Consider the following 22010-nt stretch of genomic DNA (forward strand, 5'->3'; position numbering starts at 1 on the left):
AGTTTACGGTCTATTAAACGATTTGAATTGTATTAATTTTTCTTTTTATTCATAGATATGGTTAAAACAATTAAGCCAACAGCCAGTGCTAAAATCAATAAATACCAAAATCCCTGACCAGCTGCCGCGTTATTGACAGCAGCACCGGCAGAAGCACTGGCGGTATCTATTTTTTGATAGGCCGGTACTATCCATTTCATCACATATACCTGCAGACAGGTCAGTATACAAATGACAAAGAGCATGATAAAACTGTGTTTGACAGTAAACCTAAATAAATCAGACTCCTTGCCGATCAGACCCACCGCAGCTGCTCCTACCGCTATAGACTGTGGGGAGATCATTTTGCCTGTCACTCCACCTGATGCATTGGCACTAACGGTAACCACCGGATCAAACCCTAACGTGTCTGCCGTATTAGCCTGAAGTTTACTAAACAAAGCATTGGCAGAAGTATCTGACCCAGTCAAAAACACCCCTAACCAGCCCAAAATGGGTGAGAAAAATGGAAATAAGGCCCCGGTGCTAGCCAGAACAAAAGCCATGGTGATAGACATACCGGAATAGTTAGCTACGAAGGCGTAGCCTACCACCGCAGCAATGGTGATAATCGGAAACATCAATTGTTTTAAGGTAGCAATAAAAATCCTCATACTATCCATGAAAGAAATTCCAATCAAGGGAATAGAAATTAAGGTAGCCAAAATCACTGCAGTACCCGGTGCCGACAAATAATTAAAATCAAAAGCCTTGATGGCCAATGGACTTTCATCTGGTTTTAATATCGACCCATTTAATCCTGGAATTTGAAATTTTAAATATCCGATAGAGTTTAAAGCGTCCTTGACCGGTGGTAGTCCCCAGGCCACCACAAACAAAGTCATGACGATAAATGGAGACCAAGCTCTCAGAATCTGAGCGTTAGAATATTTTAATTCCGTGTCGACGGTTGCAACGGATTCTTCGCTAAATCGCCATATGGCTTCAGGCTTCCAGTATTTTAACAGGACCAATAAACATATAATCGATGTAATGCCTGCTAATACATCGGGCAGCATGGGTCCCATATAATTGGCGGTAAACCATTGTACAATAGCAAACGAAGCTCCTGATACTATGATAGCAGGCAATACCTCCAAAGATTTTTTAAAACCTGACATCAAAACGACCAGGTACAATGGAAGCATGAGGGACAATATGGGCAAGGTGCGACCCACCATCTGCGAGATAGCCAACTCCGGGATATCTGACATCCTGGAAGCCATAAAGATTGGTGTGCCTACTGATCCAAAAGCGACAGGGGCTGTGTTGGCTATCAAACAAATACCTGCAGCATATAAAGGATTAAAACCAAGACCTACTAACATGGCTCCCGATATAGCTACCGGCGCTCCAAATCCTGCAGCACCTTCCAAAAAGGCTCCAAACGAAAACGCTATCAATAAGGCTTGCAATCTTCGATCCGGCGTAATGGAGGCCATAAAATTTTTAATTACTTCAAATTGTCCACTTTTGACGGTGACATTAAACAAGAAAACCGCTGAAATAATGATCCAGCAAATTGGAAATAATCCATATAATGATCCATGGAGCGTAGACAAGGCCGCCAATTTAAAAGGCATTCCATACACCAGGATGGCGATCAACAATGCACTGCCTAACGCTAGCAGGCTGGTTTGATAACCTTTCATTTTTTTGATCAACGACCAAAATATCAGAAAAATGGGCACAGCTGCCACAAGTCCGGATAGTGGAAGATTGTGTAAAGGGTCTATGATTTGAGTCCAGGTCATTAAATTTTATTTTTAGTAGTTAGTCATAAATTGATTGAGAGTATAATAATAATGCTCATTCCTTCATATGCAAAATAATATTCAACCAATTATGAGTCTTTAATTCCAAATTCTTATGATATTTAATTAATCAGTACAACCATTAAATCCATCACATTGGTTTGAGTAGGTCCCGTCTTAATCAGCCCCCCTGCTTGTTCAAAAAAATGATAAGCATCAAAATGTTGGATGTAATCATCAATGTTCAAATTAAGTAAAGACGAATTGCTTAAAGTATCCGCATCGACAACAGCACCGGCAGCATCCGTGGGTCCATCGGTACCATCAGTTCCACCGGACAAAAATGTAATTCCAGGGTGACCGGCTAATTTTTTGGCCATCAATAATGCCAGATGCTGATTCCTCCCACCCAATCCTTCGCCATGTACTTTGATCGTTGGTTCTCCACCAAAAAGCAAACACTGCTTCGCAGAAACATTATGCTTCACCGCACTACGAATAGACTTATCAATGATGGCAGCTACCTCCAGTATATCGCCCTGCAGTCTATTGGTCAGGATTGTTGATGTATACCCCAATGATTCCGCTTTTTCGCTTGCCCTGCTCAATGCTAATTTATTGGTGCCTATAACCAGATTTTTCGTAAACGCATTGATCTCATCCGATTCTTTAAGCGTCTCTTGTCTTTTATTCTCCAGGCCTTCGTTAAGCAATACCCAAATTGATGGAGGTATTTCATGCTCAATATTGTATTTTCGGATGATAGCTATAGCATCTTGGTAGGTAGTCGGGTCAGGCGCAGTAGGGCCCGAAGCAATCACATCCAGAGGATCACCGATGACATCGGAGAGAATCAAACTGACTACCTTTGAAGGAAAAGCAAGCCTGGACAAAAGCCCTCCCTTTACATTCGATAGATGTTTGCGAATGCAATTCATTTCAGTGATATCCGCTCCGGATTTTAGGAGAATGCTGTTCAATGTTTTCAAATCCTCCAGCGTACACCCATCAGGTATATCCGTCAATAGTGCTGACCCCCCTCCTGAGATTAAACAAATCACCAAATCATTTTCGCCTGCTTCCTTGGCAATTGACATGATCAACTGAGTCCCTTGTCTGCCATTTTCATCAGGCACAGGATGTCCGGCTTCTGTAATCGTAATATACTGAAGCGGTATCGAATGATTGTATTTTGTGACGATGTGACCATGAGTAATGGAAGCACCCAGGATCGACTCTATGGCTTCTGCCATGGCAGCGCTTGCTTTGCCGGCTCCGACAATGTAAATGTGATCAATCGTATCAAGGTCATATCGGAGATGTTCAATCTGAAGTATATTTTGATCGACCGAGACATATCGATGCATCAATTGGTCTGGCATCACACTGTCTACTCCAGCTAAAAAAATATCCAATGCTTTCTGTCTGGCTTCAATCATATTAATTAATAGCTAGCACCTCAAATTAGTCTTGATTAATTGATACATGCTGCCTGGTAGTTTCCTGCATCAATTTTTAACTTTAATCACTATCTTCTTGACCTGCACACTGTCCTCCACCCGGATACCAGACCGGTGTAATTCCGGTGAAAATATAATGTACATCGTACCTGGCTTACCCACAAATGTTTGGGTGGCAGTCGATTCATAGAAAGCTATATCTTTTTCCGCGTTGTAAGGGGTTTTTTCGATAGCGCCAGTGGAAGATCCCAATTCTATATATTCAGTGCCGGTGCCTACATAATGGATATCAGCATAATTTTTATGGTTTTCAAACAAAACCTTATCCCGATCTTTTGAGAAATACTCTGTACACTTGACGAAGACATTTTGGTCATCCAGTGGATGATTGCCTGCCTGTACAGCTGCCAAATCTTCCTTTTTAAAAAAATCAAAGGCCTTGTCCCATCTGTCTTTGTATTTGTGATATTGGATGGCAAATTCTCTTTTATCCAAAGAACTATCGACCTGCAAGGCTGTCTGACCCAGCCATTCCTTTTGATTAAACCAGGTAGCCACTTGTTCATCTGTCCATTGTTCAGGATTGATTTTTTTGTCGGCTGATTTGCAGCTGGTCAGAAAAAGAAGGAGGATGACTGGGATAAATAGTTTTGATGCTTTCATATTTTTATAAAACTAATGGTTATTTATTATTTAGAGTTTGCTTTGCCTGTTCAAATTTTTTAATATCAAACAAATATAAACCGCATCCAGCTCCCGCCGCCGAATTGGCTTCTGAAGCCTGGAAGACAAAAGAATTTCCATCGTCATGAACCACAGGATTACTGGCCCTAAATCCTTCGACATCACTAAAAAAGGTGAGTCTCTCATAATCTTTGGCTGTCCCATCAAGTTTCAATTTATATACTTCGATGGTACTGCTTTTCAGGGTAGGTCGATGCCTGTCACATTCTGTGAGCGTATATACTCCGTTTGGGAATATACCTTCCGGCTCATCATAAGTGTGTGCAGATTGCGTATAATTTACTGTTTTACCTGTATGAATATCAATACCAAAAACTTCACTTTTAAATAATGTATCCCCTCCCATCCTGTATTCCGAATAAATCAATTCCTCTTCAAGCGCTGGACGCCAATTTTGAGTTTCAATAATAGTCTCATATTCCTGTCCGTCGACCATAACCCTGCCATCAGCATTATCTATTAATAACTTCTTGTTAATAATTTTAACCTGGCCGTCGGTGTATGCAAGTTCTCCGATAAAGATTTGTTTTTGACCGGCAAGTGTCCAGGCAATTTTCATACTTTTTCTGGATACAGCAGGGCCTTCACATAGTGACTCCCCTTCGATCGTTGCAGGAGACTTCTTAAATGATTTGTCCAAGACCTGAAAATACAATTCCTCCCTCTTTGCTCCACAGCCCAACAACAAATCACCATTTGACAAACATAATACCCTGTAGTAACCATGACCTGCTGGTCTATCAGCAAGCTTGGTGATTTGTTTAGTTTTTTTAGATCTAATATCAACCACCCAAACTTCACCACCTGCTTTATCAAGGAAATAAGTTTTTTTGCAATCAATGGACCATTCCGCCCGTTGACCAAAATCAGTTAGTGGTATAATATGAGCTGGTAGTTTATCACCTGGAAAACAACCATGAGGATGGTATCCGCAACTTGAAAATCCAAGAATTAAACTCAAAACAAGCAAACATACAACACCTGCAGACTTCATGATCTTTCGTTAAGATTATATAAATGTAAATTGTTATCTATGGCAATTTATTAGTAGACCAACTATTAACAATAGAGGCTAATAGTATATTCATTTATTTGGCAGTCAATTTTGTAAAAAGGTCATTGAATATGGCATCACGGTTAAGCGTCTTTGCCATGCTGATCAAATGTCGCGAATGGTCTACACTGTAGGTTACCTGATCAGTCAATATAGGACTGTGCTCCAGATTAGTTGGTATCCAGGATGAGTTGACTAGCCAGGCTACTGCAGTAACATCCCAGATCACTTTGGACCACCTTGGCTCCGCCGCTGTAATCTACTGTTGAGTTAAAAAGGTAATCAGACAATTTGGTTTTTCCTTTTAAGAAATATTCAAGCTCAGGAATGGTAGTCAGAAAATGGGAAACTACCGGCCTGCAGGGCATCACAATAAGAGGTACCCCTGAATCAAAAACCACTCTGGCAGAGAGCACATCCTGCTTAAGATTAAACTCTTTCTGATCTGGCCAGTCCAATCCGTTTCTCCAAGCCATACCACAACAATGTTTTTAATGATGCTTGGGTCAATTAAAATAGCTGAAGCAACATTTGTAATACAGCCAAGCGCGACGACATACAATGGATTGTCAGGCGCAGACGCCTTTGCTTTCTTGATCATATCGAGTGCTGCCTCACTGCTCACCGGCCTGGAAATATCTTCGAGATACCTGTTGGAACCACGATAAGCAAAGTTTTGAGGCGACCTCTTCAATAAGGCCAACAGTCTTAGAATCTCATCATAACTTTTCTCCATGCCGTCACCGGCACTGAGTGATCTCTTATTAAAAAGGAGCTGCATAGATGGCTTCGAGTTGCAATTTCTCTTTCGACAGATAAGCATAAGCCAGTGCATACTGGTCGTCTATTTCATTATAGGTATCCGTATCCAGGACCAATCTGATCTTACCAGCAGGAGGCTCTAGCTTTTTAAGCGAGCAGATTCCTCCATTGTAGGAAAATTCTGACTTTTGATAAAATGAGTAGTAAGTATAAGACCATCGAATTTCATTTTCAATGCGGCTGCATTAAATGGATAATGAAGGATTAGCAATTTGCAGTTTTGAAGTTGTCTTTCTATTAAGATATGCACTACTCAGATTGTTTTTTGAATGGACCCACCCTTTGTTGCAGCGCATTGTTGGGCAAATGATTGCTCCAGAAAAGATCAGCAACAAAAGCCTGCTCCTGTTTGTCACCGGATTTTGAGTAGAAAGGTTTAATCGACTGGTCCATCCTACGCTATTACAATCACTTCATGGTCCAATATTGATTTGATTTCAAACTGAGGATCCGGCTGTATCCGCGGCCCTGGTGGTTTGGGTTCGGTGGGTGGGGGGCTGGGTGAGTGGTCTGTCTCTACTGCGCCGAGGTAGGCCTCCTTTCTCGGTTTACCCTTTTGAAGGTGGGTGACAGGCTCAAATCGGACGCCAATCAGCGGGTCCCTTCTTGTCGGCTAGTTCTCCTGTGCGGAGACGCGCCTACTGCGTTTTCTGCAAATGGGTAGCGTTATCGACTGCGGAGTCCTGGGTTTGCGTTACCAGTCGGGCATCCCCTTCCAAAATGGTGTTTTCTTGCGCCAAACCAATGGAAGCTGGTTCGGTCAGCTTTCCGTTTTTTGTACCACTTCATCCGGTTGAGCTGTATGGTACATCCTCCTGTCTTCGATACGAGCATCATGCCACCGGAGTCCCTGGCATGTCTCCCCGTGCTTCCTGCGGTTCGAAATAATTGCGTGGGGGCACTTTCTGGAATGAGTTTCGAGTTGGCCTTTGCGTTATGTTGAACCCCCTTCTAGATCTTGCTGATCAGCTGTTCAGCCCGCTTCTTAGCTCCCTTTGGCTGTGCCCCCTTCCTAGTGATCGGTCCGGTCGTCGGTTGTTGAGGTCCCAAATTCGAGCGGATCAAATTCACCTATCCATGTTCTTCCTTGTTTTGTCCCTTGCATTTCACCAGGACTCCCTGTCCAAGCCTAACTGTATCCGAAAACCTGGTTATCTCTGTCATCGCGGAATATGCCTTAATAGGGCCCAGCCGTTCAGTGGATTGTTGGGGGGGGGCGGGGGCCCGGGGGCGGCGCCGGGGGGCCCCCGGGGGGGGGGGGGGGGGCCGCGGGGGGGGGGGGGGGGGGGGGGGGGTTTCAGAACCTAATAATTTTACATTACAAGTAATCCATTTGCAACAAAATCTTATTTTCAAAATTATATATTGAATTTAAACTATTAATAGACCTGTTAAAGATTTAAATGCCATTTAATCCAAAAGTCGATATATAATTTCTAAATATTTCGATATACAAAACCCAAAATGATATATTAGGTGACATACCAACTAATAATCAATAATTTCTATTCTCCGCTGGAACAATTTATTGACAAATTCTTTAAATATAGACCTCTAAAAATATGCTGCGCTATACGTTTGTCTAACTTATTCAACAAACCATTGAACTACCAGATCACCTTGGTGTCTTCAATAAACCAAGTCATTTTCTGAGTGAGGACTCCGGTATAAAATTTTAATGTTTCACCCATAAAATGCCGAGAAGCAAAATCTAAATAGATATCCTGCAGTATTACAAATAAATCCCTTTTTACTTTCCACAAAAAAATTTATCTTTGCCGACCCAAAATAAGATTGGGTATCTTTTTGACATATAGTCCCATAGCTCAGTTGGTTAGAGCGCTACACTGATAATGTAGAGGTCGGCAGTTCAAATCTGCCTGGGACTACTGAGAAATAGAAAGTGATGAATTTAAAAACATTCTTACTTTTGCGCTTCTTTGAAATTAGGGGGATTAGCTCAGCTGGCTAGAGCATCCCGAGTTTACCTCGGGAGGGTCAAAATCAGATGATCTAAGAACTTATATCTTAGCGGGGGATTAGCTCAGCTGGCTAGAGCACTTGCTTTGCAAGCAAGGGGTCATCGGTTCGACTCCGATATTCTCCACTGCAATTCAAATGGTTATGAAGTTCGTCTTCATAGCCATTTTTTATTTTTATACCTGCCTATCTTCCAAAGGTAGTATCATCATTTATCACTGATTTCTAACTGTCAGTTGGGATTAGCTGAACTGACGAGAGCATGCCGAATTTACCTCGTCAGGGTCTTCGGTTCGTCCCGATGCTCGACTTCGATATTCTCCACTGCAATTCAAATGGTTATGAAGTTCGTCTTCGTAGCCATTTTTTATTTACATCTATCTACCATAGGTAGTAGACTAACTCCTTTCTCTTTTATGTTTATAGGTGCCTTAGCACAACTTAATCATTATTTTATTGATTGTGTATATACTATACATATCATTTATTTATATATAAAACTATAAACACCAGATATTTGTTACCAAGTTTATAGCTTCTTTTATTTTTGTAAAAAAATTATAGATAACATATTATTTCGATTTCAATTTTCAAACGTTTCTAATAAAACTAAAAATATTTTCAACCCAGATGATCATGAGAAAAAGTCCTATTTATTTGATTGTCTTTATTTTAAGCGCATGGTCCTGCTCTAAAGATTCTAGTGTGCCTGATACTTCACCGCCGGATATCATCACTGTCGATCTATATACCGGTTGCAGGATTTCTTCCGAACAAACAGATGTGCTAAACAACAATTTTTACGATCTTGAGAACAGAACCCTAACTTATGATATAGATGGCTTTATCAGTGTAGCCAAATCCGATTATTCAAATAAAGGCGCTCCTTTCCCAGTTAAGGTGGCATATCAATATGCTTTTAGTGGTGGAAAGCTTCAAAGTATTGCCACACCTGACAATATTGAAAAGGAAGTGTACGAATACACTGATGGTTTTCTAACCAAAATAAAGTTGGCGAGCACAAATAATATTGATTACCTTAATTATGTCATCACGATCAAAAATGATGTACAAGGCAGACCTGTAGAGTTGGCAGATAATCGGGGATTTAAGTCAACAGTGATTCATGACAGCATGGGCAATATCATCGAAGTAAAAAAAGTGGACAATACCGGCAAAGAGGTTTATAAAATGCTACTCAGCCAATATGACGGCATGAAGTCAACTTATGAATTGTACAAAGGCGTTTATTTCGACAATTCTATAGATATCAGCGAATATATGGACAAACCACTTTTTAATACCAATGCAGGCGGAAATCCAAGGACCATGAAAATATATAGAAATCAAAGTCTGGAAGCTGACTTAGATTTGGCATATCAATATTCGAGTGAAGGGTACCCTACTTCGATCAGGTTCACAGAGAAAACTAATGGCTCCACTTATCAAAAAAGATTCAACCTTAAAGGGTGTAAATAACCCAAAAAGGTCAATTCTGTTTCAGTGAAGGTTTAAAATGAGCATCTTCATTTAAGTACAATATGCCATATTTGTACCTTTTGATTCATGATACAATTAAAAATCTGTGATCGTGTAGACCAAATCGACATGGCAAGGTGGACCGACCTAATGTCTCAGCTATGCCCTGATTGTCCTCGCATGTCCGAAGATCATCTCCAACGAATTTTGGATCACCCCACTGTTCGATTGATACTTGCTCTGGAAGAGAATATTATCGTAGGAGCTATAACACTGGCATGGTACCCCATCCCTACCGGTATGAGGGCATGCATCGAAGATGTGATAGTAGACAATGGCCATCGGGGCCAAAAAATCGGCGAAGCTTTGGTAATGCTCGCGATATCAGAAGCTAAAAAATTGGATATAAAACAAATAGACCTTACTTCAAGGCCCGATCGGGTGGCAGCAAACAGTCTGTATCAAAGTCTCGGCTTCAAAAAGCGGGAGACCAACCCTTATCGAATATATATTTAATAATTCACCTTATCGGTCAAATTATAATAAGAAAGCAGGCCAATGCAAATCGGCCTGCCTTCCATAACAAAAATGCAAAATCAAGATCTATCTTTATGGATCAGACTAGCCTTCTTCATTTCGGATCACAGCGGCAGGACCGGTTGTTTCAAATACAAAACCGCCATAGGCTGTATTACCATGTTCTCCCAGGTCTAATCCTTCCATCTGCTCAGCATCACTGACTCTGAGTCCAATGGTCTTTTTGATAACATAAAAAATGACCAACATAGCGAGGAACACATAGATAAAAACAACACCCACACCTAATAACTGCGTACCTAACTGACTAAAACCACCGCCAAAGAACAAACCATCTTTGATGGCTGTGTCTGCGGACCAATATTGTACATCTATTGATTGCTGGCCAAACAAGCCAACCGCTATAGTGCCCCAGGCACCACATACTCCGTGTACACTGATAGCTCCTACCGGATCGTCGATTTTGGCTACTCTTTCAAAAAATAAACATGAATAAAATACTAATACTCCGGCGATAAGACCTATTACGGCAGCACTTCCGGTACTTACTGAAGCACAGGGTGCTGTAATACCTACCAGGCCCGCCAAAGTTCCATTAAGCGTCATGGAAAGATCAGGTTTTTTAAAAGTAATCCAGGATATTATCAATGCACCAATAGCACCCGTAGCTGCTGCTAAAGTGGTAGTGACTGCCACATGGGATACACCGCCAATGGCCAGGAGTGTAGAGCCCGGATTGAATCCGTACCAGCCAAACCAAAGAATAAATACTCCAAGTGCTGCCAAAGGCATGTTATGACCAGTGATGGCATTGACCGATCCATCTTTATTGTATTTTCCCAATCTTGGTCCAACCATAATAGCGCCGGCCAATGCAGCCCAACCACCTACAGAGTGTACCACGGTAGAACCTGCAAAATCTCTAAGTCCCATATCGCTCAACCAGCCGCCACCCCAGATCCAGTGACCGCTGATTGGGTAAATTATAGCCGATATCAAAATAGAATAAAATAGATATGATTTTAATTTGGTCCGCTCTGCCATCGCTCCAGACACGATTGTCGCAGCAGTTGCAGCGAAAACTACCTGGAAAAGCCAGGCTGCACTGGTGGCATATCCCGTATTGTCTACAGGGGCATTGGCGGATGCCAGAAAGGACAATGCTTTGTCGAAACCAAAATAATTAGAATCACCACTGCAATACATAATTGCATAACCGACTGCCCAGAATAAAACAGCCCCAAAAGCAAAATCCAAAAGGTTTTTCATCATGATATTGACAGAGTTTTTAGCCCTCGTAAGGCCAGTCTCAACCATTGCAAATCCGGCTTGCATAAAAAATACCAGGAAAGCGCAAAGGCATAGCCAAATGATATTGGCAACATCCTGAGTAAGATAAGCCACGGCTTCTGCCTCAGGTTCAGCTGGTACTGTCTCTGCAACTGCCGTGGTCGACATCATCATCGAAGCTGTGTCAGCGACCACCGTGGTGTCCTGTGCTTGAGTCAAAACAGGAATGGCTAATAAGAAAAAAAGACTAATTATTATGCTGTGCCTGGTCCCAACCGCTTCGAGTAGGGAGATCCAGGTTTTCCTTAATGCAGGAGGTATCATTGAGTAATTTAATTTGGAAGTCATATGGTCAGTGTTTAAGAAATTAAAAATTTGGTGGTTAAGTAATTGGATGAGGTTATAGTGCTTCATTTCCTTTATCGGCATTGCGGATCCTGTATACTTCGTTGATGTCCGAAACGAAAATTTTTCCGTCGCCGACTTTGCCTGTATGAGCAGATTTTAAGATGCATTGTACTACTGCATCCGCCTTGTCGTTTGGAACTACGATTTCTACATTGGTCCGTGGAATGAATCCAATATCATAGGCAGTACCCCTATATTGCTGGGTGGCTGCATGTTCGGTACCGATGCCTTTCACTTCACTAAAGGTAAAAAAGGCAATTCCGATCTTACCGAGTTCGGAATGAACTTCCTCAAATTTGGAAGTCCTGATGATTGCTTCAATTTTTTTCATAATAAAGAATAATTAAATAAGTTTTGAGTGATTTGAAATAAATTAGGATCGTGTAAATAAATTCAGATTCTTTCACAAAGCATTTACACATAAGCATTCATTCTGTCATATTCTAAAACCCTCTAACCAGCATAAGGTGCGATAGGATTTCCATGACTTATTAGGAATAGTTGTGTCTGAAAAATGAAAGTGTTGCAATGAAAACAGCGCCTACAAAGAATTGCCTTTGTCGTATAAGAATTTTTGCTTCACCAAGCATAGAAGAATCATTGTTTTCATAGGGAAAAACACCTGCAGCAACCGATTTTAAGACAGAATTTAAGTCGCAGCGTCACCCGATACTGGTTGTAATAACAAAATTAGATCAAGCAGTTTTTAATAATGCCAAGCGAGACCACTCAGAAGACTAGCCCAATATGGATCCAAAATGGGCAAACTTTGTCTTTTCTAAATTTTAACAAGCCAAAAGACATGAATTTTTGGGTTTTGTAATTTTTAAAACAGCTTATTTTTATATTATCCTATAAGATTTCGGTGGAGAGCTCTGTAAAAAAAAATTAAAAAAATAGGACCTTCAAGCGTTGTAAGAAACCCTACCAAAACTAAAAAAGCCCAATCCAATCGGATCAGGCTTTTGGTATAATTTAATAAAAAATATATTATTCTTCGGTTTTGGCAGCTGGTCTGTTGAACCTCTTATTGAACTTATCAATACGACCGGCAGTATCCACAAACTTCATTTTACCGGTAAAAAACGGATGTGATTTATTGGAAATCTCCAGTTTGATTAGCGGATACTCCTTGCCGTCTTCCCAAACTATGGAATCCTTAGTAGGCGTACAGCTTCTGCTTAAAAAGCCTTCGTTGGCAGAAAAGTCTTTGAACACTACCATCCTGTAACTTCCTGGGTGAATATCTTTTTTCATCGGTATTAAAAATTTTGGAGTGCAAATGTACTTAGATTTTAGATTATTTCAAAAAAATAACTAGTTCCTGTTGTTTTATAAAATTAGACTCCAGGGAAGTATCATATTTAATTGTAATTCAGGCTAATAAATATTAATTAATTAATATATTTAAAAACACCTGAATCCTATTTATCAAAACTACCGCTTCTGATTTAGCCCTTGAACGTTGATCACTACACGAATGGCATATTTTAAGATAAATAACTGCTTTTACCATCCTGGGAAGAATGCGTCTTCTATGTGCTCTACTTTGTGTAGGCCATTCTGACTCAAAACTACACTGATGATATCGAACCTGAATTTCCATTCATATCCTGTCTCTGCCATATAAGCATTCGCCGCATCCATCATCATCTCTTCTTTTTTTGAGGATACAAATTCAGCCGGCTCACCATAATATGTATAACTGCGCGTCTTGACTTCGACAAATATCAGATGGTCATCCTTTTGACAAATAATATCAACTTCAGCTCTGCTAAAGCGCCAGTTTTGATGCAATACCGTATAGCCTTTGTTTTGGAGATGAGCCACGGCTATTTTCTCCCCCAGGATCCCGACAGCTTGATTCTTAGACATAAAGTTGATTAAAAATACTACCTCCCGGCATTTATACAATCATATTGCTCCTTGAAGAATTGCATAATATAGTTGCTAGACCCTCAATCACCTTTAACTGCTTAAGTGGTCAGTAAAAGGAATTAGTCAGGTTTGTACTTGGTAAAAGATGCAAGGTTAATGATACTCTATTGAAAGGAATTTATAAAGGCTATCCAAATCGAACTTGTTATTTTTACGACAATTTTAAATCAAAGCATGTTAGCAAGAATAAATCCTACGACTACCCAAGCCTGGAAAACACTAGAATCTCATTTTGAACAGATGCAGTCTATCAGGCTCAAAGATTTGTTTAATCAGGATCCCCATCGATTTCAAGCGTTTCATCTAGCCTGGAAAGAATTTTTGGTAGATTTTTCCAAAAACAACATCACCAAAGAAACCATTGAAAGTTTGATACAGCTTGCCATAGAGTGCAAACTAGAGGAGGCTATACCATCCATGTTCGATGGTGAAAAAATAAACGAAACCGAAGGCAGATCTGTGCTTCATATCGCTCTGAGAAATCGAGGCAACAGACCTATCTACGTGGATGGGATCGATGTGATGCCGGAAGTGAATGAAGTCCTGCATCAAATGAAGGTATTTTGCCATAAGCTGCACCAGGGTGTGTGGCTGGGATATAAAGGGGATCCTATCACGGACATAGTCAATATCGGCATAGGTGGCTCTGATTTAGGCCCTGTCATGGTCACAGAAGCATTAAAACCCTACTGGGATAAGGGCATTACTCCCCATTTTGTATCCAATGTAGACAGTAGTCATATTTACCAAGTGCTCAAAAAGGTAAAACCAGAGACTACCTTATTTATTATAGCTTCTAAAACATTTACTACTCAGGAGACCATGACCAATGCGCAGAGTGCCAGGTTGTGGTTTGTCAGCCATGCAGGCGAAGCTCATATCCCCAGTCATTTTGTAGCAGTCTCTACCAACGAAAAAGAAGTCTCCAAGTTTGGTATATCTACACAAAATATGTTTCCGTTCTGGGATTGGGTCGGTGGCCGATATTCTCTAAGCTCCTCAATTGGTCTGTCGATAGCCTGTACCATAGGGTTTGAACAATTTGAAGCATTGTTGGATGGCCTTCATGCCATGGATGAACATTTCCGAGCTACTCCCTTAGAAAAAAACATTCCGGTGATCCTGGCACTGATCGGCATATGGTATAATAATTTCTATGGGGCAGAGACTGAAGCCATATTGCCGTACGATCAATACCTTCATCGGTTTGCAGCCTATTTCCAACAAGCCAATATGGAGAGCAACGGCAAACAAATAGACCGAAATGGCCATCCGATATCGTACCAGACTGGACCTATCCTTTGGGGAGAACCGGGCACCAATGGCCAACATGCCTTTTATCAATTGATACACCAGGGTACCAAGCTCATACCTTGTGATTTTATAGGTATGGCTCAGTCGCACAATCCGCTGTCTGATCATCATGAAAAATTGATGGCTAATTTTTTTGCTCAACCGGAGGCTTTGCTCAATGGCAAATCACTTGAAGAAGTGCAAGCCGAGATGCAAAAAGCCGGCAATACGAAGGCTCAAACAGATCGTATAGCCCCTTTCAAAGTGTTCGAAGGCAACAGACCCTCCAATTCAATTTTGATTCAAAAAATGACTCCTTTCAATCTCGGTGCCTTAATCGCCCTGTATGAACACAAAATATTTACTCAGGGCGTGATCTGGAATGTATTTTCGTTTGATCAGTTTGGGGTAGAATTAGGAAAAGTATTGGCCACTTCGGTTTTAAGAGAATTATCTTCTGATGATCAGGTGAGTTCACATGACAGTTCTACCAATGGGCTGATCAATGAATATAAGAAAATGCGTTCTAAATGATTGAACCTGTAATAAGTAAAATAAGTCCTGGCATTCAACATTATGCATGGGGTGGCACAAAGTTTATCCCTGATTGGTTAGGAATAGAAAACAAGGCTGACAAACCCTATGCCGAAGCCTGGTATGGTGACCATCCTTTGGCTCCTGCTCAACTGGAAGATAATCAACACACCCATTTGGATCAATGGATCGCCTCTAACCCGGTAGCAATATTAGGAGCAGAATCAGTGGATGTATACGGCCCAAGAATGCCTTTTTTGCTTAAAATCCTCGATGTCAGGAATATGTTGTCCTTACAGCTCCATCCTTCCAAAAATGGAGCTATCAAAGGATTTGCATTGGAAAATGAAATGCATATACCACTTCTCTCTCCAAATCGAAATTATAAAGATTCAAATCATAAGCCTGAGCTTCTATTTGCCTTATCCGATTTCTGGATGCTCCAGGGCTTTGCGACGATGGAAGTGATTAAGACTCGTTTTGAAGCATTGTTGCCCCAATTCGAATGGTCTTCTAATTATTCATGGAGAACCCTTATGGCTCGTATTTGGGCTCTGGATAGTGAACTATACCTAGGATATTTAGATACCATAACGCATCAAATACAAAGTCAAAATTGTGCGGACAAAGACGATATATATCATTGGATAGAAAAGGCGCTGCAATCCTATCCATATGCATCGGGTAGCCCTGACAGAGGTGTCCTGGTCATGATGTTGATGCATGTCCAATATCTTAAACCAGGGCAGTTAGGATACCAGGCTCCTGGTGTATTACATGCCTATCTTGAAGGACAAAATATAGAGTTGATGGCCAATTCGGATAATGTCTTGAGAGGAGGACTGACTCCGAAGCATATCGATCCGGCAGAGTTAATGCTGCACCTGGATACGACCTCGCCCGGACAATGCTTACTGTCGCCTATCTATCTTATGGATGATGAGTTGGCATTCAGCCCACCGGTGCATGATTTTTTATTAAAGTATTATCCTCTCAAACATGGCAGTACAAAAACTATACAGTCCAATACAGTTTCGGTTATGCTGGTTCAGAAGGGTAAGTTGGTGTATAATGGAGCAGTTTTGTCGGATGGTGAAAGCCTGATCATACCAGCATTTTCAATTTTAAACATTGAATGTATTTCAACCCATGCAGCTTTTTTTTGGGCGACTGGAAGTCTATAAGTACCGAAGGTAGCTTGCCTATAGAAAGTAACTTCCCCCTGCATAGACTTTATCATAATTTCATTAATGCATTAAGTTCTGATTAACAGCAGTATGCAATTATTTTATCTTAAGTATTTCGAAATCCTACCAATTAAAAAGTTTCCCTTTGCCAGCTGACATAATTGTAGTACATTTGCAGCCCAAATAAATAATAAACATTTCGTAATGAGACAATTCGAAGTGACTTTCATCGTAGATCCAGTGCTGTCGGACGATGAAATAAAGTCGACAGCAAAGAACTATACCGACCTGATCACCAATGAAGGTGGAGTGGTTGTACAACTTGATGAGATGGGCCTGAGACAACTGGCTTACCCTGTCAATAAGCGTAATACTGGAGTGTACTTTGGTCTGGAATTTCAATCTGAGGCAGGTGCCCTGATTCCAAAACTAGAGCTTTCAATGAAGAGAGATGAACGTATCCTGATCTACCTTACTGTCCGATTGGACAAATATGGTGTCAAGTACAATGATGACAAACGTAACGGAAAAATTGGTAAGCATAAGGCCAAGAAAGAAAAATCAACTTCCGCCGAAAATTAATCATCTCATTTAAATTCAGAAAATTATCATGGCATCACAAGAAGAAATCAAATTTCTCTCCAATCCAAGCATTGGACATCTGAGAAAAAAATACTGTAGATTTCGAAAGTTTGGTATCAAACATATCGACTACAGAGATCCTGAATTCCTGCTACAATTTGTTAATGATCAAGGCAAACTTCTTCCAAGAAGGATCACTGGCAACTCACTCAAATATCAGCGCAGGGTAGCTACTGCTGTCAAGAGAGCGAGACACCTGGCGATTTTGCCTTATTCTACCGACTTATTAAAATAATTTAATTAACCGTCAAATCAGTATTGAATCATGGAAATCATCATGTTACAAGATATAGACAAGGTAGGCGATAAGCATACTTTGGTCAAAGTAAAAGACGGATATGGCCGTAATTTCCTCATACCAAAAGGATACGCCATCATCGCCAATAAAACTAATCGTGCCCGCCTGGATGAAATGCTCAGACACGAAGCTGCCAAAGAATCCAAGCTACTCGATACCTATAAAGAACTTGCTAAAAAACTGGAAGGCAAAACACTCAAAATTGTAGTGAAAGCTGCCTCAACCGGCAAAATCTTTGGAAGTGTCAGCAATCTTCAAATAGCTCAGGCTTTAAAAGAGGAATTGGGTGTAGAAGTTGAAAGAAAAAAAATCATACTGCCGGAAGAAGTCAAAAATCTCGGTACCTACAGTGCTAATGTGCTTTTCCACAAGGAAGTACCTGCCACCATTGCATTTGATGTAGTCGAAGGTTAATTTGACATTCCGTTTAAAATTATTCAAGGCCATGCGTATCAGCATGGCCTTTTTTATTCATAAAATATTCAAAATAGTTTTAGTTTGGTGATAGACCGTATACCCATTTTTTACGTTACTATAAAAAAATAGTTTGATGAAGAGAACAATCATTTATACCGCAATTCTTATACTATTGATCGCCATCTCCTGCAAGTCAGATACCTTGGCTTTGGACTGTTCGACCTTGACTGGTGCTACTTTCAATAGCAATAGCGGCCAACTAGAGTCCATCATTAATTCGAAATGTGCCGGTTCAGCTTGCCATTCACCAGGTGGAACAGGTGCAAACCATTGGTTTATAACCGGTAGCGGTTCATTAGGTGACCATTTTTTTGATGAAGCTATCGGTACAGTGACCAGTGGATCTATGCCTCCATCCGGATCACCAAAACTGACCAGCAATGAACTCAATCTATTTGAATGTTGGAGCAAAGCAGGATATCCAGAATAAATATCATTTGATGAAGAATTTTTCCGTGCTCCTCCGCAACTTCTGTGGCAATTAACTTGCGAAGCGACTACCATCTCCCTCCTAATTAATCTTCTTCACATACAGGTTTTGAGAAGCTTTGGCACTCAAAAGAGTATCCAGACCATCATGAGTTCTCACCTTTATCGTCTCATCGTAAGCCAGCTTGTCTACGACTTTTATTTTTGAGTGGATATTGAGCTGCCTCGAATGCAAATATTGTAAAAAATCAGCATCGTGTTCTCTGACAGCCACTACTTGAGCATCATCCCCTACCTCAAGGCTCGAGAGCAAGACTTGATTTCGTAGGGTAAACTTGCCGCTGGCATCCGGTATAGGATCACCATGAGGGTCAAATTTTGGGAACCCCAAAAACTCATCCAGCTGTTCAATCAGGCGATCACTGTGTACATGCTCCAATTGCTCCGCTATATCGTGCACCCCATCCCACGATATGGTCAGTTTTTCAAATAAAAAAGTCTCCCAGAGCCTGTGCTTCCTGATTAATTGAACAGCCATTGATTTGCCTGAAGTTGAGAGTCTGACACCTTTGTATTTGATATATTCAATTAATTTTTGATCTGCTAACTTTTTGAGCATATCGGTGACGGAAGCTGCACTGGTAGTCAAATGGTCAGCCAGGGCAGAAGTAGTCACCGAATTACCCTCTTTCTCCGTAAGCTGAAATATTGCTTTGATATAATTTTCTACAGTTTGGCTAGCCATTATAATTAATTAGGCAAATCTAAATATATTTTTTGAGTCTTTTAAATATTATAATTGCCTTAGGATTCAGTGGCACCTTTCATTTTTTCTGCATTGTCCGCCACTCTCAATTTTTCAATAATATCATCAAGATCTCCATGCATGATGGCCTCCAGATTATACAGCGTAAGGTTGATCCGATGGTCTGTAAGTCTATTTTGAGGGAAATTATAGGTTCTGATTTTTTCTGAACGGTCTCCACTACCGACGATGGATTTCCTTTGAGCTGATATGCCTTCGTTATGAGATTGTATGCTAGCTTCTTCTATTTTAGCGATCAGACGGCCCATCGCGATCTCCCGGTTTTTATGCTGTGATCTGCTATCAGTGCTTTCAGCCACCACTCCGGTTGGAATATGTGTGAACCTAACACCACTTTCTGTCTTGTTTACATGCTGTCCTCCAGCACCACTCGCTCTGAAAGTATCTGTACGAAGATCTGCTTTATTGATATTGACATCTTCCAGCTCAAGTTTTGGTACAGCAACTACCGTCGCAGCAGAAGTATGAACCCTACCCTGGGCTTCCGTTTTGGGCACTCGCTGTACCCGGTGTGTGCCCGACTCAAATTTCATTTTACCATAGACATCCTCACCAGTGACCTCAAGGACTATTTTATTATAACCTCCTGCTGCCCCCTCATTGACATAAATGGTCTCCATTTTCCATCCTTGTTTCTCAAAATACCTCGTATACATTCTCATCAGGTCCCCTGCAAATATGCTGGCTTCATCACCGCCGGTACCAGAGCGGATCTCCAGGATGATATCCTTTGAATCTTCAGGATCCTTCGGTATGAGCAATTGGTTTAGCCGTTCTTCAAGCTCAGTTAACTCCTCATCGAGCAGGGCTATTTCGGCCTTGGCCATTTGTCTTAGCTCCTCATCGCCCTCTTTAAGCATGTCTTTAGCTCCCTTTAATTCCGAATTAAGTTGATTTTGTCTTTTGTAGGCTTTGACTATCGGATCAAGATCTTTGTATTCTTTATGAATTTTTGAAAAACGGGCTGTATCACTAATCACTGATGGATCAGACATTTGTTCTTCCAGATCGTAATATCTGTGCGCGATGGCTTCTAACTTATTCTGCATGAAGGCTGCAAAATTACATAATCCCCACTGCTATTAGGAAGTTTGATGCCATACTATTTAGTTAGAGCCGGAAACCAGCTGTTATTGGCTCAAAGAAGACTTTGAAAATAATTTGCCAATGCTATTGCTCCTTACCCGGATTACGAAGATGGCTGTGCTTGGCACTGTACCCAAAATAAATGACAAAGCCGATCGCCAACCAACCTATCAGTCGAGTCCAGTTAGTCCAGCCAAGGCCCAACATCATGAGCAAACAGACTACCACTCCCAAAATAGGCAGCACGGGCACCCACGGTGCTCTAAACTGTCGTGGAAGGTCTGGATCTGTCTTTCTCAGGATGATTACCCCAATACATACGAGACAAAATGCAAACAAAGTGCCTATACTGGTCATATCTCCTACGACATCGCCCGGTATAAAAGCAGCAAACAATCCCACCAAAACCAGGATGATCAGATTGGCTTTGTATGGAGTCTTATATTTGGGATGAATTTCGCTAAACATTTTCGGAAGCAGACCATCTTTGGCCATTGAATAGAATACCCTGGACTGACCCAGTAACATAACAAGGATCACCGAAGAAAAACCTGCCAGAATAGCTACTGTGACCAGTTTGGCGAGCCATTCATACCCTGCCATGTATTTGGAGATAGCAAAAGCTACAGAAGCCTCTTTTCCTGAAGTCCTGAAATCTTCTACCGTAGCCACTCCTGTAAGTACATGAGCAAACAATATATATAATATGGTGCAGATGACCAGTGACCCCAGAATCCCTATCGGCATATCTCGTTTTGGGTTTTTAGCCTCTTGAGCCGTAGTACTGACAGCATCAAATCCTATAAAAGCAAAGAATACGATCCCTGCAGCTCCAACCATGCCCCAAAATCCTCCGAATTTATGGGAGATACCCAAGTGATCTACATAGGTGGATGCAGGTGGTATGTAAGGAGTATGGTTGACTGGGTTGATAAACCCCCAACCGATGATGATGATCAGGATCACTATAGCCACTTTGGCGATTACAATAATATTATTTACGGCTGCTGATTCTTGAATTCCTTTGATGAGCAAAAGCGATAATAAAGCTACGATCATCAGGGCAGGAATATTGATGATCCCATTTACTCCGTCTACACTGTGTTCAAATGGAGAATGACAAAACTGATAAGGGATAGCTTTCCAATGTAGGATATTGACAAGCAAGTTATTGAGATATTCACTCCAGGCTATGCCTACGGTAGCCGCACCCACAGCATATTCTAATACGAGGTCCCAGCCTATGATCCAGGCTACGAATTCACCCATGGTGGCATAAGTATACGTATAAGCACTACCCGCTATAGGGATAGAGGAAGATAATTCCGCATAACACAGTCCAGCCAAGGCACATCCTACCCCAGCCAGAATAAAACCAAAAGTAACTGAAGGTCCTGCATTCTGAGCAGCTGCCGCCGCAGTCCTTACAAATAGGCCTGCACCGATGATAGCGCCAATACCGAGCATAATCAAAGAAGTGGCGGTCAAGGTCCTTTTGAGTGATTTTTCGCCTCCTTCAGCTTGGGCTAAAAGCTGGCTTATTGGTTTACGTATAAATAGACTCATTTAAATGTAATTTTGGTTTGAGGCATCAAAATAGCAAAATTTAGTTGAATTCATATCCGCATGAAAAAGGTTTAGAAAATTGTTAAAAATAAAATCTAATAGTAGTTTTCCAATATCAAGCAGCTTCGATTTAGGTGTATACGTTGTGTATTTGATTCAGAGTATTC

At 41.0% G+C, this 22010-nt stretch carries 21 protein-coding genes, 2 tRNA genes and 1 pseudogene; 11 read left to right on the top strand and 13 right to left on the bottom strand.

All coding sequences use genetic code 11. The features are described from left to right. Positions 1–32: 32 nt before the first annotated feature. The 6 genes and pseudogenes from IPJ09_10225 to IPJ09_10250 all read right to left on the bottom strand — a co-directional run bounded on the left by IPJ09_10225 (position 33) and on the right by IPJ09_10250 (position 6266). The gene (locus IPJ09_10225) at positions 33–1793 is read right to left on the bottom strand and encodes a lactate permease LctP family transporter (protein MBK7371800.1); all 1761 of its coding nucleotides are present in this window, start codon (positions 1791–1793) and stop codon (positions 33–35) included. A 122-nt stretch (positions 1794–1915) separates the two neighbouring features. Continuing rightward, positions 1916–3232 carry a glycerate kinase gene (locus IPJ09_10230; GenBank protein ID MBK7371801.1) on the bottom strand — a complete coding sequence of 439 codons (1317 nt, stop codon included), beginning with the start codon at positions 3230–3232 and terminating at the stop codon, positions 1916–1918. A 69-nt stretch (positions 3233–3301) separates the two neighbouring features. Beyond that, positions 3302–3916 carry a YhcH/YjgK/YiaL family protein gene (locus tag IPJ09_10235; protein MBK7371802.1) on the bottom strand — a complete coding sequence of 205 codons (615 nt, stop codon included), beginning with the start codon at positions 3914–3916 and terminating at the stop codon, positions 3302–3304. Positions 3917–3935: 19 nt separating this feature from the next. Beyond that, positions 3936–4991: a hypothetical protein gene (locus IPJ09_10240; protein ID MBK7371803.1), complete on the bottom strand. Its 1056-nt coding sequence runs from the start codon at positions 4989–4991 to the stop codon at positions 3936–3938. A gap of 94 nt (positions 4992–5085) precedes the next feature. After that, positions 5086–5974 (bottom strand): annotated as a pseudogene (locus IPJ09_10245) (nucleoside hydrolase). 148 nt (positions 5975–6122) lie between these two features. Beyond that, positions 6123–6266: a hypothetical protein gene (locus tag IPJ09_10250; protein MBK7371804.1), complete on the bottom strand. Its 144-nt coding sequence runs from the start codon at positions 6264–6266 to the stop codon at positions 6123–6125. A gap of 327 nt (positions 6267–6593) precedes the next feature. Here IPJ09_10250 and IPJ09_10255 point away from each other — a divergent pair, with 327 nt between their 5' ends. From IPJ09_10255 to IPJ09_10275, 5 genes are all read left to right on the top strand, one after another. Next, on the top strand, positions 6594–6761 hold the full coding sequence (locus IPJ09_10255; GenBank protein ID MBK7371805.1) for a hypothetical protein: 168 nt from the start codon (positions 6594–6596) through the stop codon (positions 6759–6761). A gap of 927 nt (positions 6762–7688) precedes the next feature. Then, a tRNA-Ile gene (locus IPJ09_10260) sits at positions 7689–7762 on the top strand. A gap of 144 nt (positions 7763–7906) precedes the next feature. Beyond that, positions 7907–7980 (top strand) — tRNA-Ala (locus IPJ09_10265). A 509-nt stretch (positions 7981–8489) separates the two neighbouring features. Then, positions 8490–9332: a hypothetical protein gene (locus IPJ09_10270; GenBank protein ID MBK7371806.1), complete on the top strand. Its 843-nt coding sequence runs from the start codon at positions 8490–8492 to the stop codon at positions 9330–9332. Between the two features lie 87 nt (positions 9333–9419). After that, a complete protein-coding gene (locus IPJ09_10275; protein MBK7371807.1) occupies positions 9420–9848 on the top strand; it encodes a GNAT family N-acetyltransferase in 429 nt (142 codons plus the stop codon). Between the two features lie 105 nt (positions 9849–9953). Here the strand turns inward: IPJ09_10275 and IPJ09_10280 are convergent, their stop codons facing one another. The 4 genes from IPJ09_10280 to IPJ09_10295 all read right to left on the bottom strand — a co-directional run bounded on the left by IPJ09_10280 (position 9954) and on the right by IPJ09_10295 (position 13442). Then, on the bottom strand, positions 9954–11333 hold the full coding sequence (locus IPJ09_10280) for an ammonium transporter (GenBank protein ID MBK7371808.1): 1380 nt from the start codon (positions 11331–11333) through the stop codon (positions 9954–9956). Positions 11334–11559: 226 nt separating this feature from the next. After that, positions 11560–11898 (bottom strand): P-II family nitrogen regulator, encoded by a 339-nt coding sequence (locus tag IPJ09_10285; protein ID MBK7371809.1) that lies wholly within the window; start codon positions 11896–11898, stop codon positions 11560–11562. A gap of 659 nt (positions 11899–12557) precedes the next feature. Then, entirely contained in the window at positions 12558–12824 is a 267-nt protein-coding gene (locus tag IPJ09_10290; GenBank protein MBK7371810.1) for a type B 50S ribosomal protein L31, read from the bottom strand. Between the two features lie 252 nt (positions 12825–13076). Next, the gene (locus IPJ09_10295; protein MBK7371811.1) at positions 13077–13442 is read right to left on the bottom strand and encodes a YraN family protein; all 366 of its coding nucleotides are present in this window, start codon (positions 13440–13442) and stop codon (positions 13077–13079) included. 237 nt (positions 13443–13679) lie between these two features. On the opposite strand from IPJ09_10295, the gene pgi reads away from it, so the two are divergent. From pgi to IPJ09_10325, 6 genes are all read left to right on the top strand, one after another. Further along, positions 13680–15332: a glucose-6-phosphate isomerase gene (gene pgi / locus IPJ09_10300; GenBank protein ID MBK7371812.1), complete on the top strand. Its 1653-nt coding sequence runs from the start codon at positions 13680–13682 to the stop codon at positions 15330–15332. After that, positions 15329–16516: a mannose-6-phosphate isomerase, class I gene (gene manA, locus IPJ09_10305; GenBank protein MBK7371813.1), complete on the top strand. Its 1188-nt coding sequence runs from the start codon at positions 15329–15331 to the stop codon at positions 16514–16516. Before pgi ends, manA begins: the two co-directional genes overlap by 4 nt. Before the next feature lie 207 nt (positions 16517–16723). Beyond that, the gene (rpsF, locus tag IPJ09_10310; GenBank protein ID MBK7371814.1) at positions 16724–17101 is read left to right on the top strand and encodes a 30S ribosomal protein S6; all 378 of its coding nucleotides are present in this window, start codon (positions 16724–16726) and stop codon (positions 17099–17101) included. A gap of 25 nt (positions 17102–17126) precedes the next feature. Further along, positions 17127–17396: a 30S ribosomal protein S18 gene (locus IPJ09_10315; GenBank protein MBK7371815.1), complete on the top strand. Its 270-nt coding sequence runs from the start codon at positions 17127–17129 to the stop codon at positions 17394–17396. Between the two features lie 30 nt (positions 17397–17426). Beyond that, entirely contained in the window at positions 17427–17873 is a 447-nt protein-coding gene (gene rplI / locus IPJ09_10320; protein MBK7371816.1) for a 50S ribosomal protein L9, read from the top strand. A 136-nt stretch (positions 17874–18009) separates the two neighbouring features. Next, on the top strand, positions 18010–18366 hold the full coding sequence (locus IPJ09_10325) for a hypothetical protein (GenBank protein ID MBK7371817.1): 357 nt from the start codon (positions 18010–18012) through the stop codon (positions 18364–18366). Positions 18367–18447: 81 nt separating this feature from the next. Here the strand turns inward: IPJ09_10325 and IPJ09_10330 are convergent, their stop codons facing one another. The 3 genes from IPJ09_10330 to IPJ09_10340 all read right to left on the bottom strand — a co-directional run bounded on the left by IPJ09_10330 (position 18448) and on the right by IPJ09_10340 (position 21843). Continuing rightward, positions 18448–19110 carry a metal-dependent transcriptional regulator gene (locus IPJ09_10330; GenBank protein MBK7371818.1) on the bottom strand — a complete coding sequence of 221 codons (663 nt, stop codon included), beginning with the start codon at positions 19108–19110 and terminating at the stop codon, positions 18448–18450. A 59-nt stretch (positions 19111–19169) separates the two neighbouring features. Next, positions 19170–20240: a peptide chain release factor 1 gene (gene prfA / locus IPJ09_10335; protein MBK7371819.1), complete on the bottom strand. Its 1071-nt coding sequence runs from the start codon at positions 20238–20240 to the stop codon at positions 19170–19172. 121 nt (positions 20241–20361) lie between these two features. Further along, complete coding sequence (locus tag IPJ09_10340) at positions 20362–21843, bottom strand: amino acid permease (GenBank protein MBK7371820.1); 1482 nt, start codon at positions 21841–21843, stop codon at positions 20362–20364. Positions 21844–22010: the final 167 nt, after the last annotated feature.

This window comes from Saprospiraceae bacterium (genome assembly GCA_016709995.1).
In the GTDB taxonomy this organism is placed as follows: Bacteria; Bacteroidota; Bacteroidia; order Chitinophagales; family Saprospiraceae; genus JADJLQ01.

Excerpts from the sequence above, each read along its gene's own strand:
- IPJ09_10225 (MBK7371800.1), bottom strand. The coding sequence starts at position 1,793 with ATGACCTGGACTCAAATCATAGACCCTTTACACAATCTTCCACTATCC.
- IPJ09_10230 (MBK7371801.1), bottom strand. The coding sequence starts at position 3,232 with ATGATTGAAGCCAGACAGAAAGCATTGGATATTTTTTTAGCTGGAGTA.
- IPJ09_10235 (MBK7371802.1), bottom strand. The coding sequence starts at position 3,916 with ATGAAAGCATCAAAACTATTTATCCCAGTCATCCTCCTTCTTTTTCTG.
- IPJ09_10240 (MBK7371803.1), bottom strand. The coding sequence starts at position 4,991 with ATGAAGTCTGCAGGTGTTGTATGTTTGCTTGTTTTGAGTTTAATTCTT.
- IPJ09_10250 (MBK7371804.1), bottom strand. The coding sequence starts at position 6,266 with ATGGACCAGTCGATTAAACCTTTCTACTCAAAATCCGGTGACAAACAG.
- IPJ09_10255 (MBK7371805.1), top strand. The coding sequence starts at position 6,594 with ATGGTGTTTTCTTGCGCCAAACCAATGGAAGCTGGTTCGGTCAGCTTT.
- IPJ09_10270 (MBK7371806.1), top strand. The coding sequence starts at position 8,490 with ATGAGAAAAAGTCCTATTTATTTGATTGTCTTTATTTTAAGCGCATGG.
- IPJ09_10275 (MBK7371807.1), top strand. The coding sequence starts at position 9,420 with ATGATACAATTAAAAATCTGTGATCGTGTAGACCAAATCGACATGGCA.
- IPJ09_10280 (MBK7371808.1), bottom strand. The coding sequence starts at position 11,333 with ATGATGATGTCGACCACGGCAGTTGCAGAGACAGTACCAGCTGAACCT.
- IPJ09_10285 (MBK7371809.1), bottom strand. The coding sequence starts at position 11,898 with ATGAAAAAAATTGAAGCAATCATCAGGACTTCCAAATTTGAGGAAGTT.
- IPJ09_10290 (MBK7371810.1), bottom strand. The coding sequence starts at position 12,824 with ATGAAAAAAGATATTCACCCAGGAAGTTACAGGATGGTAGTGTTCAAA.
- IPJ09_10295 (MBK7371811.1), bottom strand. The coding sequence starts at position 13,442 with ATGTCTAAGAATCAAGCTGTCGGGATCCTGGGGGAGAAAATAGCCGTG.
- pgi (MBK7371812.1), top strand. The coding sequence starts at position 13,680 with ATGTTAGCAAGAATAAATCCTACGACTACCCAAGCCTGGAAAACACTA.
- manA (MBK7371813.1), top strand. The coding sequence starts at position 15,329 with ATGATTGAACCTGTAATAAGTAAAATAAGTCCTGGCATTCAACATTAT.
- rpsF (MBK7371814.1), top strand. The coding sequence starts at position 16,724 with ATGAGACAATTCGAAGTGACTTTCATCGTAGATCCAGTGCTGTCGGAC.
- rplI (MBK7371816.1), top strand. The coding sequence starts at position 17,427 with ATGGAAATCATCATGTTACAAGATATAGACAAGGTAGGCGATAAGCAT.
- IPJ09_10325 (MBK7371817.1), top strand. The coding sequence starts at position 18,010 with ATGAAGAGAACAATCATTTATACCGCAATTCTTATACTATTGATCGCC.
- IPJ09_10330 (MBK7371818.1), bottom strand. The coding sequence starts at position 19,110 with ATGGCTAGCCAAACTGTAGAAAATTATATCAAAGCAATATTTCAGCTT.
- prfA (MBK7371819.1), bottom strand. The coding sequence starts at position 20,240 with ATGCAGAATAAGTTAGAAGCCATCGCGCACAGATATTACGATCTGGAA.
- IPJ09_10340 (MBK7371820.1), bottom strand. The coding sequence starts at position 21,843 with ATGAGTCTATTTATACGTAAACCAATAAGCCAGCTTTTAGCCCAAGCT.